The organism is Polaromonas sp. DSP2-3-2b2, assembly GCF_049895905.1.
In the GTDB taxonomy this organism is placed as follows: Bacteria; Pseudomonadota; Gammaproteobacteria; order Burkholderiales; family Burkholderiaceae_C; genus Polaromonas.
On sequence record NZ_JAFCTH010000028.1, the window covers coordinates 1 to 14889 of the forward strand.

The 14889-nt window shown below is 59.9% G+C and carries 11 protein-coding genes, 6 tRNA genes and 1 pseudogene; 2 read left to right on the top strand and 16 right to left on the bottom strand.

Features of this window, described 5'->3' with window-relative positions; all coding sequences use genetic code 11:
- Positions 1 to 172 precede the first annotated feature (172 nt).
- On the top strand, positions 173 to 553 hold the full coding sequence (locus tag ACP7AD_RS16775) for a WG repeat-containing protein (protein ID WP_426166328.1): 381 nt from the start codon (positions 173 to 175) through the stop codon (positions 551 to 553).
- Between the two features lie 15 nt (positions 554 to 568).
- Positions 569 to 772, top strand: a complete 204-nt coding sequence (locus ACP7AD_RS16780; RefSeq protein ID WP_426148884.1) for a hypothetical protein — start codon at positions 569 to 571, stop codon at positions 770 to 772.
- 108 nt (positions 773 to 880) lie between these two features.
- On the opposite strand, the gene ACP7AD_RS16785 is transcribed toward ACP7AD_RS16780, so the two are convergent.
- From ACP7AD_RS16785 to ACP7AD_RS16860, 16 genes and pseudogenes are all read right to left on the bottom strand, one after another.
- Positions 881 to 1999 carry a transglutaminase-like domain-containing protein gene (locus tag ACP7AD_RS16785; protein ID WP_426148883.1) on the bottom strand — a complete coding sequence of 373 codons (1119 nt, stop codon included), beginning with the start codon at positions 1997 to 1999 and terminating at the stop codon, positions 881 to 883.
- 173 nt (positions 2000 to 2172) lie between these two features.
- Complete coding sequence (locus tag ACP7AD_RS16790) at positions 2173 to 2712, bottom strand: TlpA disulfide reductase family protein (RefSeq protein ID WP_426148887.1); 540 nt, start codon at positions 2710 to 2712, stop codon at positions 2173 to 2175.
- A gap of 75 nt (positions 2713 to 2787) precedes the next feature.
- Positions 2788 to 2962: pseudogene (locus ACP7AD_RS16795) on the bottom strand (benzoyl-CoA oxygenase); the annotation flags it as partial.
- A 149-nt stretch (positions 2963 to 3111) separates the two neighbouring features.
- Entirely contained in the window at positions 3112 to 3327 is a 216-nt protein-coding gene (locus ACP7AD_RS16800; RefSeq protein ID WP_426166331.1) for a hypothetical protein, read from the bottom strand.
- A 17-nt stretch (positions 3328 to 3344) separates the two neighbouring features.
- Positions 3345 to 3431, bottom strand: a tRNA-Leu gene (locus tag ACP7AD_RS16805).
- Positions 3432 to 3519: 88 nt separating this feature from the next.
- Positions 3520 to 3593: transfer RNA gene (locus ACP7AD_RS16810), tRNA-Cys, on the bottom strand.
- Between the two features lie 60 nt (positions 3594 to 3653).
- Positions 3654 to 3729 (bottom strand) — tRNA-Gly (locus tag ACP7AD_RS16815).
- A gap of 79 nt (positions 3730 to 3808) precedes the next feature.
- Positions 3809 to 3882, bottom strand: a tRNA-Cys gene (locus ACP7AD_RS16820).
- A 60-nt stretch (positions 3883 to 3942) separates the two neighbouring features.
- Positions 3943 to 4018 (bottom strand) — tRNA-Gly (locus ACP7AD_RS16825).
- A gap of 61 nt (positions 4019 to 4079) precedes the next feature.
- A complete protein-coding gene (gene lon, locus ACP7AD_RS16830; protein ID WP_426148881.1) occupies positions 4080 to 6518 on the bottom strand; it encodes an endopeptidase La in 2439 nt (812 codons plus the stop codon).
- Between the two features lie 122 nt (positions 6519 to 6640).
- Positions 6641 to 7906, bottom strand: a complete 1266-nt coding sequence (gene clpX / locus ACP7AD_RS16835; RefSeq protein ID WP_029524025.1) for an ATP-dependent Clp protease ATP-binding subunit ClpX — start codon at positions 7904 to 7906, stop codon at positions 6641 to 6643.
- Between the two features lie 129 nt (positions 7907 to 8035).
- Positions 8036 to 8686 carry an ATP-dependent Clp endopeptidase proteolytic subunit ClpP gene (clpP, locus tag ACP7AD_RS16840; RefSeq protein ID WP_426148880.1) on the bottom strand — a complete coding sequence of 217 codons (651 nt, stop codon included), beginning with the start codon at positions 8684 to 8686 and terminating at the stop codon, positions 8036 to 8038.
- 93 nt (positions 8687 to 8779) lie between these two features.
- Positions 8780 to 10090 carry a trigger factor gene (gene tig / locus ACP7AD_RS16845; protein WP_426148878.1) on the bottom strand — a complete coding sequence of 437 codons (1311 nt, stop codon included), beginning with the start codon at positions 10088 to 10090 and terminating at the stop codon, positions 8780 to 8782.
- 110 nt (positions 10091 to 10200) lie between these two features.
- Positions 10201 to 10287: transfer RNA gene (locus ACP7AD_RS16850), tRNA-Leu, on the bottom strand.
- A gap of 118 nt (positions 10288 to 10405) precedes the next feature.
- Positions 10406 to 13624, bottom strand: coding sequence for an efflux RND transporter permease subunit (locus ACP7AD_RS16855; protein ID WP_426148877.1), 3219 nt, complete (start codon positions 13622 to 13624; stop codon positions 10406 to 10408).
- A 7-nt stretch (positions 13625 to 13631) separates the two neighbouring features.
- Positions 13632 to 14795, bottom strand: a complete 1164-nt coding sequence (locus tag ACP7AD_RS16860) for an efflux RND transporter periplasmic adaptor subunit (protein WP_426148875.1) — start codon at positions 14793 to 14795, stop codon at positions 13632 to 13634.
- Between the last annotated feature and the right edge of the window lie 94 nt (positions 14796 to 14889).

Here is a 14889-nt window from a genome sequence, read left to right on the forward strand (position 1 = left end):
CGATTCACTCATGATTTACCCATTTCTTGCGACAGTGTCCTACTTAAACCGCTGTCTCAAATCCGGGGTCCACTTTAAAGCGCTAACGATGATCGCAGTGACAGCATGAATCCAAACAACGATGCTTACGACGCTAGCATGGACAACCACGCCAATCAGCTCAACTCCAATCATGATGCTTATCAGGGAGGCAATGCAGATACTGACGAGATGGACCAAGGCGATTGCTTCGAGCATGGACGCGATTGAATCCAGCATGCATTCAAAGAACACAGCCCTATTCAAGCCTGTTGCCATTGCCGTCCTGACAGTGGCGCTATTCGGTCTGACCGCCTGCGGATCGACCGGCCCCAAATACCGCAATGTCCGCTCCTTCAGCGAAGGCCTGGCGCCGGTGCAGGCCCAGACTGGCCGCTGGGGTTTCATCAATGAGCGGCAGGAATGGGTGATCGCACCGCGCTTTGAAGACGCCAAAGAATTTCAGGGCGGTAAGGCAGCCGTCCGGCAGAACAGCAAATGGGGTTTCATCAACAAGCGCGGTGAATGGCTTTAAAGCCGGTGCCGCGCCATGAAACACTGCTCCTGCAAGGAAATCAATGCCTTGGTCAGGATGCTGGTACGGCAAGGATGGTCGTTTGGCCGGGGTGGCAAGCACGGGAAACTGCGCATGCCTTCCGGAAAGCTCACCTTGACCGTGCCCACGTCTCCCAGCGACCACCGCGCATTCCTGAATTTCAGGCGCGACGTGCATCGCGCAATGTTGTCGATTTAGGCTAAAAACTATCATTTCGATAGCTGCTTTTGCATACAGGACAAGCGCAAAGGGCTGATTTCTCTTAAAAAAACCAACCCTTCAGCGCATCATCGAATGCACTGCGCCTCAGGCCTTGATTTCTTTCGCCGTGATCTGGTACTTGAAGTCATCCGGCGCGTACGAGTCAAAACGTCCGGCGGCGTTTTCACCCACCGGGTACATGAAGAAACCCAGTTGGCTGCCCTTGGCATTTGGCAGGGACACGTCATGCGCGGTGTTGTAGGCCATCCAGTTGCCTTCCCAGCCGCCGAACAGCGCCTTGTTGACCGGGGCCACCACCGGGTTGGTGGTGTTCTTGATCCAGTCGGCGGTTTCCAGGCGCATGACCTTGGCCACGTCGGCCGGATCCATCGCCACCCAGCCGTAGCCCTTCAGATAAGCCTCGGATCGGCAGTGCTGCGCACCCTTGAGGCTGGCCGGGTTGCCCGACAGTTCCTTGTAGCCAAAGCTTGAGGGAACCAGCCGGATGCCGTAAACGTCGCGCGCCGGAACGCCGGAGGCGCGGCAAAGGCCGACAAAGATGGCATTCAGGTCAGCGCACTTGCCGCCCAAATTGCCGCTTTCCAGCATGCTCTGGATGTCGCCTTCGCCGCAACCGCGCACCTTGGGTTCGCGGTAGGTGTTGGTGACCACCCAGTCGTAGATTTGTCGGACTTTTTGCAGGTCGGTCCTGGCGCCCTGCGTGGCTTCCAGTGCGGTCTTGTGCACGATGCCGTCAAGCGGAATCAACTCGGTGGGCCGGGTGAAATAGCGCAGCGTGTCGGCATCCTCGGCCTTGGCGGTCTTTTGCGACCAGTCCACTGCCCGGTTTTGCGTCTGCACTCGGCTGGTGAGTTCTGCAAACGGCTTGGCCTCGTCAGCGGCGAAGTCCACGTACAGCATCTTGGCGCCGTCCTGGCCATCCTGCATGAACTTGCCTGCGCCGTTGCTGGAGAAACTGCTTTCCAGCGAGCGCTGGTAGTCACTGTTGACCGACGGAATCGGCAGCCACACCCGGGTGGCGCCGTCTAGCTTGGCAATGTCCACGCGGGTTGTGACCTCGAAGGTACGCCAGGCGCCGCTTTGCGGTGCAAACAGCGTTCGCGTGGCGACGGCCGGCGCTTGGGCAAAGTTAAGGCTGGGCAAGGAAGCGGCCAGGGCGGCGGCGGCCGTATTTTTCAGAAAGCTGCGGCGTACGGTGGTCATCGATGAACTCCGGGAAAGGATGAAGGAAAGGGTCACATGCTCCGGCGCAGGTAAAGATACGCCGGGAAGTGTGCCGGGCTGGACAGCCGCTGCGAGGCAGCGCGCCAGTCACTGGCAAGGCGTGATTATCGCTGGAGCCGCCTGGCCAGGGGTTTGCCGCGCAGGCAGCAGCCCTAGAGCAGGCTGGCAATCAGCTTGCCGGCGGCTTGGCCGGTCCAGTCCAGTTCGCCCTGCACCCGGTGCCGTGGCCGGCCCCGGCGGTCAAGGGTCAGCGTGGTCGGAAAAATGCGGACGCCCCAGCGCCGGGCGGCCTGGCCATCGACATCGAGCAGCACTGGCAGCGTGATGCCGGCGCGCTCGGCGAACTGCAGGGCGCTGGCCGGTTTTTCCTTGAAGTTGATGGCCAGCACCAGCAGCTTGTCGGCGCCATGCAGCGCAGCCGCCTGCTGGAGTGATGGCATCTCGGCGCGGCAGGGCTCGCACCAGCTCGCCCAGAAGTTGAGCAGAACGGCCCTGCCCCTGAAGTCGGCAGGGCGCCAGGTCTTGCCGGTGGCATCGACCAGACTGAAGGCTGCAACCGGACCGGCCCATGGAGTGACCTCATAAGCCTCGCCGGTCGGGAGCTGGGCGTCCGCTGGCAGGCACAACGGGGCACCGGCGGCAGCACAAGTGATTTTCAAAAAATGGCGACGCGACGGGAAGGGAACAAGCATGCACCCGAGCTTACCTGCGAACACGGGACACGCACGGTAAGTCTCCAGGTGCAACCGCCCTTCGCTCTTGGGCGCCGCGCCGGGCGTGCGTGAACAGGCGGTGAAGTCTTTCGGCAGGCTCGGCAGCGGGCCAGAGTACAGCAGTTCCTGCTGCGTGCGCGCCGAAGAAGAGCGTCAAGCGGCTGCTCTCGACCTTGTCGCCAACCTGGAGATCGCACAGGTAATTGGAAGCCACGCCGCGCACCGGCCGGGCCCCGCGGCGGCACCTGCGCGTGTTCCGGCCGAGGCGACGACAGGCTCCAGGTCAGCGAAATTTATGTCTCGCCGTTCGAAGCGGCGGTCTTGGCATGCTTGATGCCGAAGGCCTGACCAAGACCGAGTCCTACGCTAGGACTCAGATCAGGTCAGGCCATGACGCGAACAAAGCCGAACTCGTTTGTAAAGGAGCGGCTGGCAGTGCAGGGCATGAACGGTGAATACGGCACGCTGGCGCAGCTTCGCATCAAGGCCCGGCGTGCGGCGCAGACTGAACTGCTTGAACGGCCCGAGTGCGGCCATTTGCCTCACCGCGACCAACCTGCGCGGCTGATGACGAATGTCAGGGCTTTCATTCATCGACAAACACCAGAGAATGGTGCGAGAGACGGGACTTGAACCCGTATGACCTTTCGGTCGGCAGATTTTAAGTCTGCTGCGGCTACCGATTACGCCACTCTCGCCGGTGATTTTTGGAAAATTTGTTGACTGAGCCAAGCTGTATTGTCAAACAAAAAGCCCCTTTTCAGGGGCTTGACGATCATCATTTGATGGAGGCGCGGCCCGGAGTCGAACCGGGCTAGCCGGATTTGCAATCCGGTACATAACCGCTTTGTTACCGCGCCCTGTCCTTTTGCTATTTTCCAACCAAAAAGGGCAGCATTTTGAAGTGCTGCCCTTTGAATTGGAGCGGGAAAAGAGGCTCGAACTCTCGACCTCAACCTTGGCAAGGTTGCGCTCTACCAACTGAGCTACTCCCGCGAGTCTAGATATAAATTATAGCGTCGTTTTTCGCCATTTCAGTTTTTGTCCAAATGAAAAACTGACGGCCATCGTTTTCTGGAGGCGCGGCCCGGAGTCGAACCGGGCTAGCCGGATTTGCAATCCGGTACATAACCGCTTTGTTACCGCGCCTTGTCGTTTTCACATTTTCCAACCAAAAAGGGCAGCATTTTGAAGTGCTGCCCTTTGAATTGGAGCGGGAAAAGAGGCTCGAACTCTCGACCTCAACCTTGGCAAGGTTGCGCTCTACCAACTGAGCTACTCCCGCGAGTCTAGCTTCATATTATAGCGTGATTTTTGACACTTTCCTGAATCACGGAGAAGTTTTCTCAATGCTTGACCGTGCCGACGGCTTGCGACGGGGCGGCGGCGCTGGCGGCGCTGGCGGCGGCAATCAACGCAACTTCTTCATCGGTCAAGGGCACCGGCTGCCGCTCCAAGGCAACCTGCAGCACTTGGTCAATCCACTTCACGGGGATGATTTCGAGACCTGCTTTGACATTGTCTGGAATTTCCTGAAGATCCTTGGCATTTTCCTGCGGGATCAGCACGGTCTTGATGCCCCCGCGCAAGGCAGCAAGCAGTTTTTCTTTCAGACCGCCAATGGCAGTGACCTCGCCCCTTAGCGTGATTTCACCGGTCATGGCCACATCGCCGCGAACAGGGATTCCAGTCAATGCAGAGACAAACGCAGTGGTCATGGCGGCCCCGGCGCTCGGACCATCCTTGGGGGTCGCGCCGTCAGGGACATGGATGTGAATGTCACGCTTTTCAAACATCTCATCCTTGATACCCAAGCCCCTGGACCGACTTCGAACCACCGTTCGGGCCGCCTCGACCGACTCTTTCATGACATCGCCCAATGACCCTGTGCGTGTGATGACGCCCTTGCCCGGCATGACGGCCGCTTCGATCGTTAGAAGGTCACCACCCACTTCAGTCCAAGCTAGACCGACGACCTGGCCCACCTGATTGTTCTTTTCCGCACGGCCGTAATCGTATTTCCTCACACCCAGGAATTCATTCAGGTTGTCGGGTGTGACGAGCACTTTGGGAGTCATCTTCTTGAGCTGTATGCCCTTGACGACCTTACGGCAAATCTTGGACAGTTCCCGCTCCAGCGAGCGAACACCGGCTTCACGCGTGTAGTAGCGCACGATGTCGCGCACCGCCTGCTCCTGCACCTCCAGTTCGTCCTCCTTCACGCCATTGTTCTTAACCTGCTTGGGCAGCAGGTAACGCATGGCAATGCTGGTTTTTTCGTCCTCGGTGTAGCCCGATAAGCGGATGACTTCCATGCGGTCCAGCAGGGCCGGCGGAATATTCATCGAATTGGACGTCGCAACAAACATCACGTCACTCAGGTCAAAATCGACCTCGACATAGTGGTCGCCAAAGGTATGGTTCTGTTCCGGGTCCAGCACTTCAAGCAGCGCGCTGGAGGGGTCGCCGCGAAAATCAGTGCCGAGCTTGTCAATCTCGTCAAGCAGAAACAAAGGATTGCGCGTGCCGGCCTTGCTCAGGTTCTGCAATACCTTGCCAGGCAGAGCGCCAATATAAGTACGGCGGTGTCCACGGATTTCAGCCTCGTCGCGCATTCCACCCAAGGCCATGCGGACATACTTGCGACCGGTGGCTTTGGCAATCGACTGGCCGAGCGATGTCTTGCCGACACCTGGGGGGCCTACAAGGCACAAAATTGGCGCTTTCAGTTTGTCAACCCGCTGCTGCACTGCGAGGTACTCGACAATGCGGTCCTTGACCTTTTCAAGACCGTAGTGGTCCTCATTGAGCACGGCTTCGGCGTTGGCTAGGTCATGCTTGATCTTGGTTTTCTTGCTCCAAGGCAACCCGAGCAGCACATCGATATAGCTGCGCACCACCGTGGCTTCCGCCGACATGGGCGACATCAGCTTTAGCTTCTTGAGTTCGCTTTCTGCCTTTTTACGGGCCTCCTGTGGCATTTTGGCGTTCTTGATCTTCTTTTCGATCTCTTCGAGATCAGCACCCTCTTCTCCCTCGCCCAGTTCTTTCTGGATGGCTTTGACCTGCTCGTTCAGGTAGAAGTCGCGCTGATTTTTTTCCATCTGGCGCTTGACGCGCCCACGGATTTTTTTGTCCACATTGAGAATATCGACCTCACGCTCAAGCTGCTCGTACAGGTTCTCAAGACGCGCTTTGACATTATCCAGATCCAGGATGACCTGCTTAGCATCCAGTTTGAGCGGCAAGTGCGCAGCGATTGTGTCAGCCAACCGACCGGCATCGTCGATGCTGGAGATCGATGTCAATATCTCGGGAGGTATTTTCTTGTTCAACTTGACGTAATGGTCAAACTGCTGGGTCACGGCACGGCGCAAGGCCTCGATCTCGCTACCCTTGTTGCCCGCGACAACGGCTGCGGGCTCGACCGGAGAAACATTTGCAGTGAAGTGCTGCTCGCCTTCCTCGATCTTGTTCACCCTGGCGCGCTGCTGCCCTTCAACCAGGACCTTGACCGTGCCGTCGGGCAACTTCAAGAGTTGCAGGATGGTGGCCACACAGCCCACCTCAAACATGTCATCAACGGACGGCTCATCCTTGGCCGCGGTTTTCTGCGCCACCAGCATAATTCGGCGCTCGGATTCCATGGCCAGTTCCAGTGCCTTGATGCTCTTGGGCCGGCCAACGAACAACGGAATCACCATGTGCGGAAAGACCACGACGTCCCGCAACGGCAACAGAGGCAGTTCGACAGGGGTTGCAGGAAGAAAAGTTTGTGCAGACATAATAAAACCCTAAACCTTCATAACAAGGCAAAACGCAGCGGTCCCTTTCGGGATCGGGCGAAATTGTAGAAACCGCAGACGAGGATTGCCATTTCAGGCACTTGCCTCGTCGGTTCCGGGACTCAGGCTTTCTTGGCAGCTTCGCGGTAGACCAGCAGCGGCGGCTTGTTTTCCTCGATCGTCGCTTCGTCAACCACCACCTTGTCAACATTGCTGGTGGTCGGCAAATCAAACATGGTGTCAATCAGGGATTGCTCCAGAATCGAACGCAGACCGCGTGCGCCGGTTTTGCGGGCGAGTGCCTTGCGGGCGATGGCCTTGAGGGCCGACGGCCTGATTTCCAGATCCACGCCTTCCATGGCGAGCAATTTGCTGAATTGTTTGACCACGGCATTCTTCGGTTCCGTCAGGATCCGGACCAAGGCATCTTCGCTGAGTTCGGCTAAGGTGGCGATGACCGGCATCCGGCCGACGAGTTCGGGAATCAGACCAAACTTGATCAGGTCTTCGGGTTCGACATCCTTGAACGCTTCAGTCAAACTGCGGGCTTTTTTGCTTTTAACAGCGGCGCCAAAACCGATACCCGATGCCTCGGTACGCCCCTCGATGACTTTTTCAAGTCCAGAAAAAGCACCGCCGCAAATAAACAGAATGTTGGTGGTGTCAACCTGCAGAAAATCCTGGTTTGGATGCTTGCGCCCACCCTGCGGCGGCACGGAAGCCATCGTGCCTTCCATCAGTTTGAGCAGTGCCTGCTGCACCCCCTCGCCCGACACATCGCGGGTGATAGACGGGTTGTCAGATTTGCGCGAAATCTTGTCGATTTCATCAATATAGACAATCCCCTGCTGGGCACGGTCGACCTCGTAGTTGCAACTTTGCAGCAGCTTCTGGATGATGTTTTCCACGTCTTCACCGACATAGCCGGCTTCGGTCAGGGTGGTGGCATCAGCCATGACGAAAGGCACGTTCAGCGTGCGAGCCAGCGTTTGCGCCAGCAATGTCTTGCCCGAACCAGTGGGCCCGATCAACAAGATATTGCTCTTGGTCAGTTCGACATCATCCTTCTTGGCCGATTCCTTGTGGCGCAACCGCTTGTAGTGGTTGTACACAGCGACGGCCAGCGTTCGCTTGGCGGGCTCCTGGCCAATGACATAACCGTCCAGCGTTGCCTTGATTTCTGCTGGTGTTGGCAGGTCGCTGCGCGTCTCGGTCACTTCGCTGCCTGCGGGCAGTTCGTCGCGAATGATCTCGTTGCACAGATCAATGCACTCATCACAGACAAAAACAGATGGGCCGGCAATCAGTTTCTTGACTTCATGCTGGCTTTTACCGCAAAAAGAGCAGTACAACGTTTTTTCGCTGGAGGAGCCTTTTTTATCGGCCATTGTGGGGGACACCTTTAACGTGACATGGTGAAACTATGCGCTTCGCCAATGATAACCAATAAAAAAACGGCGTTTCTGTAACAGAAAAACGCCGTTATTGCAAAGCAGTCTTAAGCTCTACAGGGCAGATCAGGGTCGCTTGGAGATTACCTGATCGACCACGCCGTAGGCCTGGGCTTCGTCGGCAAACATGAAATAGTCGCGTTCGGTGTCGCGCTCGATTTTTTCAACCGTCTGGCCGGTGTTGTTCGCCAGGATACGGTTCAACTGATCGCGGGTCTTCAGGATGTCTCTAGCATGGATCTCGATGTCCGATGCCTGTCCCTGCGCACCACCCGACGGCTGGTGGATCATGACGCGCGAATTGGGCAACGAAAAGCGCTTGCCCTTGGTGCCGGCTGACAGCAAGAAGGCGCCCATGCTGGCGGCCATGCCGACGCACAGCGTCGACACATCGGGCTTGATGAACTGCATGGTGTCGTAAATTGCCATACCAGCCGTCACTGAGCCGCCGGGCGAGTTGATGTAAAAGGAAATGTCCTTGTCAGGATTTTCGCTTTCCAGGAACAGCAACTGCGCCACCACCAGATTGGCGGTCTGGTCGTTGACCGGGCCGACCAGAAAGATCACGCGCTCCTTGAGCAGGCGCGAATAAATGTCATAAGAGCGTTCGCCACGGCCGGATTGTTCAATGACCATGGGGACCATGCCCAGGCCCTGAATTTCCTGGCTGGCGGATTGGGGGCTGCCGTAGCCGCCGTAAGAAATGTTTCTGACCATTGATTTTTCTCCAGAGATGTAGGTACTGTACCGAAAATGAGTTGGGGCCTGTACCGCAAAGCACAAGCCCCAGCGTCAGGAGAAGTCAGCCGGTCAGTTCTGGCCCATCAACTCGTCAAACGAGATCGCTTTAACGTTGACCTTGGCTTTACCGAGAACAAAGTCAGTGACATTGTTTTCAATCACCACGGCTTCGACTTCGGCCATGCGGCTGTTGTCGCTCAGGTACCAGCGAACGACTTCTTCCGGCTTTTCATAGCTGGCAGCGAGTTCTTCAATGTGCGCCTTGAGCTGCTCGGGTTTGGCCTGCAGTTCATTGGCGCGCACCAGTTCGGCCACGACCAGGCCCAAGCGGACGCGTTTTTCTGCCTGCGGACGGAAAATGTCGTCGGGGATCGGTGCCTTGTCAGCATCCTTGATGCCGCGCTTTTTCAGGTCGGCGCGAGCGCCTTCCATCAGGCGCTCGAGTTCGGCCTGAACGCTGGCGTTGGGCAGGTCGAGTTCGGCGTTGGCCACCAACGCATCCATGACGGCATTCTTGTTGCGGGCCAACAGGCGGAATTTGACTTCGCGCTCCAGGTTCTTCTTGATGTCCGAACGCAGGCCCTCGACCGTGGCGTCGGCAATGCCGAGCGACTTGGCCAGCGCTTCGTTGACTTCGGGCAGGTTCGCGGCTTCGATTTTCTTGACCGTCACCAAGAAATCGGCCTGCTTGCCGGCCACGTCCTTGCCGTGGTAATCGGCAGGGAAGTCCAGGGGGAAGGTCTTGCTGTCGCCGGTCTTCATGCCGCGCACGGCGTCTTCAAATTCTTTCAGCATCTGGCCGTCGCCGACGATGAACTGGAAGTCTTCGGCCTTGCCGCCAGCGAACGTTTCGCCGTCCATCTTACCTTCGAAATCGATGGTCACGCGGTCGCCGTCCTGCGCGGGCGCATCGGCTGCGCGCTGGGCGAAGGTGCGGCGTTGCTTGCGCAGGATGTCCAGCGTCTTGTTGATAGCCGCGTCGCTGACTTCAGCGCTGACCTTTTCGACTTCGGCATTGGTCAGGTCGGCAATCTTGACTTCAGGATAAACCTCGAAAATCGCATCGAAAGCCAGTTCGCCTTCAGGCGCATCTTCCTTTTCGCTGATGCGGGGTTGGCCGGCCACGCGCAGCTTGGCTTCGTTGGCGGCAACCGCAAAGGCTTCGCCGACCTTGTCATTCATGACTTCGTAATGCACCGAATAGGCATAACGCTGGCTGACCACGCTCATCGGCACCTTGCCGGGACGGAAACCGTCCATCTTGACAGTGCGTGCCAGCTTCTTCAGGCGGGTGTTGACCTCCGACTGGATGGTATTGAGGGGCAGCGTGAGCGTCATTTTGCGCTCGAGCTTTTCAAGATTTTCAACAGTCACGGCCATGATGGTTTCCTAAAAGTCAAAATATTCAAAACTGGGCTTTCGCCTAGCCAGCTGCGGTCAAGCAGCTTCTGAGGGCCAGCGGCACAACTGCCACGGCAAAGCCTCAGGGATGGTGCGCGGGGCGGGACTCGAACCCGCACAGTATTGCTACCGTCAGGACCTAAACCTGGTGCGTCTACCAATTTCGCCACCCGCGCTCCTGAAAAAACAGCGGGAATCCGGATAGTTTCCAAATTCCCGCCTGAAATCGGTCAACTTTCTATTTTAGCCTGTATCCGGAGGCTGTTTTTTGGCAATGCATCCGGCGGGACGGATTCAAGCCGCAGCGGATGTGGCGTCCTCTTCCCGCTTGACACGAAACCAGGCCGCGTACATGGCCGGCAAGGCCAGCAGCGTCAGCACGGTCGCCACGATCAGGCCGCCCATGATGGCGACCGCCATCGGCCCCCAGAACACGCTGCGCGACAGCGGAATCATCGCCAGCACAGCCGCCGCCGCCGTCAGTACGATGGGCCGCAGGCGGCGCACGGCGGACTCGACAATTGCATCCCAGGCCGGAATGCCCTGCGCCCGGTCCTGCTCGATCTGGTCAATCAGGATGACGGAATTGCGCTGGATCATGCCCATCAGCGCAATCACGCCAAGCAAAGCCACGAAGCCGAACGGCCGACCGAGCAGGATCAAGGCCCCGGCCACGCCCGCAATGCCGAGCGGCCCGGTCAGGAACACCAGCATGGCGCGGCTGAAGCTGTGCAGTTGCAGCATCAAGAGCGTGAAGGTCAGAAACAGCATGATCGGAATGCCAGCGGCAATCGACGCCGAGCCTTTGGAGCTTTCCTCCACCGCCCCGGCCACGGCAATGCGGTAGCCGGCCATGCCGCTGGCGTGCCACTTCTTTTCCAGCGCCTTGAGCGCGGGCAGCAGTTGCGCCGTGACGGTCGCGCCTTGCAGGCCTTCGGCGATGTCGCCCTGCACCGTGATGGCGTAGTCGCGGTTTTCGCGCCACATCACGCCCGGCTCCCAGGCAAACACCGGCTTGGCAATCTGCGTCAGCGGGATGGACTGGCCTGATACCGACGGAAGATAGGCATTGCCGATATCGGTGATCGCGCTGCGTTCATTGAGCGGCTGGCGCAGCACGATGTCGATCAGCTTATCGCCTTCACGGAACTGGCCGACCGTCGTCCCGCTGAGCAGCGTGCGCGCGCCCTGCGCGATCGACTGGCTGGTCACGCCCAGCGCGCGCGCCTTGGACTGGTCCACCTCCAGGCGCATCACTTTGACCGCTTCGTTCCAGTTGTCGTTGACGCCGCGCATGCTGGCGTTGCCGCGCATCAGCACCTTGACCTCGTCGGCGCGCTCGCGCAGCACCAGCGGGTCCATGCCAACGACGCGGAACTGCACCGGATACGGCACCGGCGGGCCGTTCGGCAGCAGCTTGACGCGGCCGCGCACCTCGGGGAATTCGGTTGCCAGCAAGGCGGGCAGCTTGACGCGCAGCGATTCGCGCACCTTCAGGTCGCTGGGCAGCACGATCATCTGCGACACGTTGGTCTGCGGAAAGACCTGGTCCAGCGGCAGGTAAAAACGCGGCACGCCCGATCCCAGCCAGGTGCTGACCGACGCCACGCCCGCCTCCTGCATCAGCCGCTGCTCGACGCGCCTGGCTGTCGCTTCATTGGCCGCGAACGAGGTACCTTCGGGAAACCAGATATCGACAATGATTTCAGGCCGGCTGGAGTCCGGAAAAAACTGCTGCTGCACCCGGCCCATGCCGACAATGCCCAGCGCAAAGATCAGCACCGTCGCGCCAATCGTCAGCCAGCGGTGTTCCACGCACCAGTTCACCGTGCGGCGAAAGGTGTTGTAGAACGGGGTGTTGAACATTTCGTGCGGGCTGTCATGACCAGCCTGCACTTCCTTCACGTGCGGCGGCACCTTGAGCAGCAATGTACCCAGATACGGCACGAAGTAGACCGACACGATCCAGCTCAGCACCAGCGCCACCACCGTGACGGCGAAAATCGCATAGGTGTATTCGCCAGTCACTGACCTGGCCAGGCCAATGGGCAGGAAGCCGGCGGCGGTGATCAGGGTGCCGGTCAGCATCGGCATGGCGGTGATCTCGTAGGCGAAGGTGGCGGCGCGCACCTTGTCGTAGCCCTCCTCCATCTTGCGCACCATCATCTCGACGGCAATGATGGCGTCATCAACCAGCAACCCGAGCGCAATGATCAGCGAGCCGAGCGATATCTTGTGCAGGCCGATGCCCAGGTACCACATCGCCAGAAAGGTCAGGCTGAGCACCAGCGGAATGGTGATGCCCACGACCAGCCCCGGCCGGATGTCGATGTAATAGCGCTTGTACAGCGGCAGCTGCCCCGGCCCCGCGTGCGGCCGCTTGTGCAGCCCCAGGCTGATGAAGCTGACCGCCAGCACGATCAGCACCGCCTCGATCAGCACGCCGACAAACTCGTTGACCGAACTCGCCACCGCCTTGGGCTGGTCCTGCATGTGGACCAGCTTCACGCCTGCCGGCAGCGTACGCTCGAAATTGGCTGACAGGATTTTCAGCGACTTGCCCAGTCGGATGATGTCGCCGCCCTTGGTCATGGCCACGCCCAGTGCAATCACTTCCCGGCCCTGGTGGTGCACCTTGACCACGGGCGGATCGACATAGCCGCGCCGGATCTCGGCGATGTCGCCTAGCTGGAACTGCCTGCCCGAACTGCCGCGAATCGGCATGGCGCGCAACTGCTCCAGCGCCTCGAACTGGCCGGCGACGCGCACCTGCACCACATCGAGCGGCGTCTGCACGCTGCCTGCCGATTCGACCGCGTTTTGCTGGCCCAGTTGCGCCAGCACCTGGTTCAGGTCCAGCCCCAGCGTGGCCAGGCGCTTTTGCGAGACCTCGATGAAGACCTTTTCGTCCTGCACGCCGAACAGTTCTACCTTGCTGACATCGGGCACGCGCAGCAGCTTTTGGCGTATGTCATCAGCAAAGGTCTTGAGTTCGGCATAGTTGAAGCCGTCGGACTCCAGCGCGTAGATCACGCCATAGACATCGCCGAAGTCGTCGTTGAAGAACGGCCCCTGCACGCCGGCCGGCAGCGTGCCGCGCATGTCGCCAACCTTCTTGCGCACCGAATACCAGACATTGGGCACCTCGCTGGCGCGGGACGAATCCTTGATCTGGAAAATGATCTGCGACTCGCCGGGTTTGGAATAGCTGCGGATGCGGTCGGCGTAGGGCACCTCCTGCAGCGTGCGCTCCAGCTTGTCGGTGACCTGCTCGGCCACCTGCTGCGCGGTCGCGCCCGGCCAGTAGGTGCGCACCACCATGGCGCGGAAGGTGAACGGCGGGTCTTCATCCTGCCCGAGCTGGAAATAGGCCGAAAAGCCCAGCACCATCAGCACCAGCAGCAAATAGCGCGTCAGCGCCGGATGCTCCAGCGCCCAGCGCGAGAGGTTGAAGCGCTCCGAAGGCGCAGCGCGCTCGCCGGCGGCAGGGTCGTCGTGGGTCGGTTGTGTCATGCCAGCCTCACTTCGTGCCGGAAGCGGAAGCCGCCGGCGCGGCCAAGGCCGGTTTTGCTATGGATTCAGGAGCTGCTTGCGCCCGCGCTACTTGCGCAGAAGGCCTGTTTGACTGATAAATACTGACTTTCTGGCCGGGAGACAGTACATGCACGCCGGCGCTGACCACCAGCATGCCCGGCGCCAGGCCAGCGCCCACGACGACCTCGTTGCCATCGGCGGTCGCCACCTGGATCGCCTGCGACCTGACCGTCATGGACGCCTTGTCCAGCACCCACACCGTGGTCGCCTGACCTTCCTGGCGCAAAGCGCTGGTCGGCAGCTTGATGACCGGCGTGCCGGCGGCGGCACCGGTATTGAGGATGGCATAGACCGTCGCGCCCAGCGGCGGCGCCTTGCCTTCGATCGACACCTTGACCGGATACGTGCGCGTCACCGGGTCGCTGCTGGCGGCCACCTCGCGCACCGCACCTAGCAGCTCGGCGCCCTGCGCCCAGACGCGGATGCGCACCGGCGCGCCAGCCTTGATGCCAGCCACCTTGTCCTCGGGCACCGAAAACACCACGTCGCGCACGCCATCGGCGGCAATCCGCACCACTGGCGCGCCGGCGGCGACGACCTGACCCGGCTCGGCCTCGACCGCCGTCACGATGCCGGACACATCGGCCGTCAGCACTGCATAGCCGGTCTGGTTGCCCTGCACCGCCGACTGCGACTGGGCCTGCTCCAGCTGCGCCTGCGCGGCCTTCAGGCTGGCTTCACGGCGCTCCAGCTCGGCGCCGCTGATGAAGTTCTGGTCCTTCAGCGCCTGGTAGCGCTTGAAGTCGGCGGCGGCCAGGTTGCGGTTGGTGGCGGCAGCGTTAACCTGCGCGCGGCCCGCTTCGGCGGCCAGCCGGTAATCCTGCGGATCGAGCTGCGCCAGCACCTGCCCGGCCCTGACCTGCTGGCCGACTTCGGCCTGCCGCTTGACGAGCTTGCCGCCAACCCGAAAGCCCAGCCGCGACTCGACCTGCGCCCGCACTTCGCCGGCATATTCATGGCTAGGCGAATAGGCGCTGGTGCCGACGGTGATGACCTTCACGGCGCGAACCGGTTCCTCGGGCGGAGCGGGCCGGGAGCAGGCGACCAGCAGCAGGGCGGCGCCTGCCAAGGAGACAACGGTTTTGTTCATGATGGGCGGGTGGACTGATGGGAAAAGGTTCCGGGCGAATCCGGGCGGTCATGGTCTGAATCGGCATCAATCAGCGGTTACTGACCGAGCGGTT

Bases quoted from the DNA above. Each gene is read 5' to 3' on its own strand.
- ACP7AD_RS16775 (WP_426166328.1), top strand. From the start codon at position 173: ATGATGCTTATCAGGGAGGCAATGCAGATACTGACGAGATGGACCAAG.
- ACP7AD_RS16780 (WP_426148884.1), top strand. From the start codon at position 569: ATGAAACACTGCTCCTGCAAGGAAATCAATGCCTTGGTCAGGATGCTG.
- ACP7AD_RS16785 (WP_426148883.1), bottom strand. From the start codon at position 1,999: ATGACCACCGTACGCCGCAGCTTTCTGAAAAATACGGCCGCCGCCGCC.
- ACP7AD_RS16790 (WP_426148887.1), bottom strand. From the start codon at position 2,712: ATGCTTGTTCCCTTCCCGTCGCGTCGCCATTTTTTGAAAATCACTTGT.
- ACP7AD_RS16800 (WP_426166331.1), bottom strand. From the start codon at position 3,327: ATGAATGAAAGCCCTGACATTCGTCATCAGCCGCGCAGGTTGGTCGCG.
- lon (WP_426148881.1), bottom strand. From the start codon at position 6,518: ATGTCTGCACAAACTTTTCTTCCTGCAACCCCTGTCGAACTGCCTCTG.
- clpX (WP_029524025.1), bottom strand. From the start codon at position 7,906: ATGGCCGATAAAAAAGGCTCCTCCAGCGAAAAAACGTTGTACTGCTCT.
- clpP (WP_426148880.1), bottom strand. From the start codon at position 8,686: ATGGTCAGAAACATTTCTTACGGCGGCTACGGCAGCCCCCAATCCGCC.
- tig (WP_426148878.1), bottom strand. From the start codon at position 10,090: ATGGCCGTGACTGTTGAAAATCTTGAAAAGCTCGAGCGCAAAATGACG.
- ACP7AD_RS16855 (WP_426148877.1), bottom strand. From the start codon at position 13,624: ATGACACAACCGACCCACGACGACCCTGCCGCCGGCGAGCGCGCTGCG.
- ACP7AD_RS16860 (WP_426148875.1), bottom strand. From the start codon at position 14,795: ATGAACAAAACCGTTGTCTCCTTGGCAGGCGCCGCCCTGCTGCTGGTC.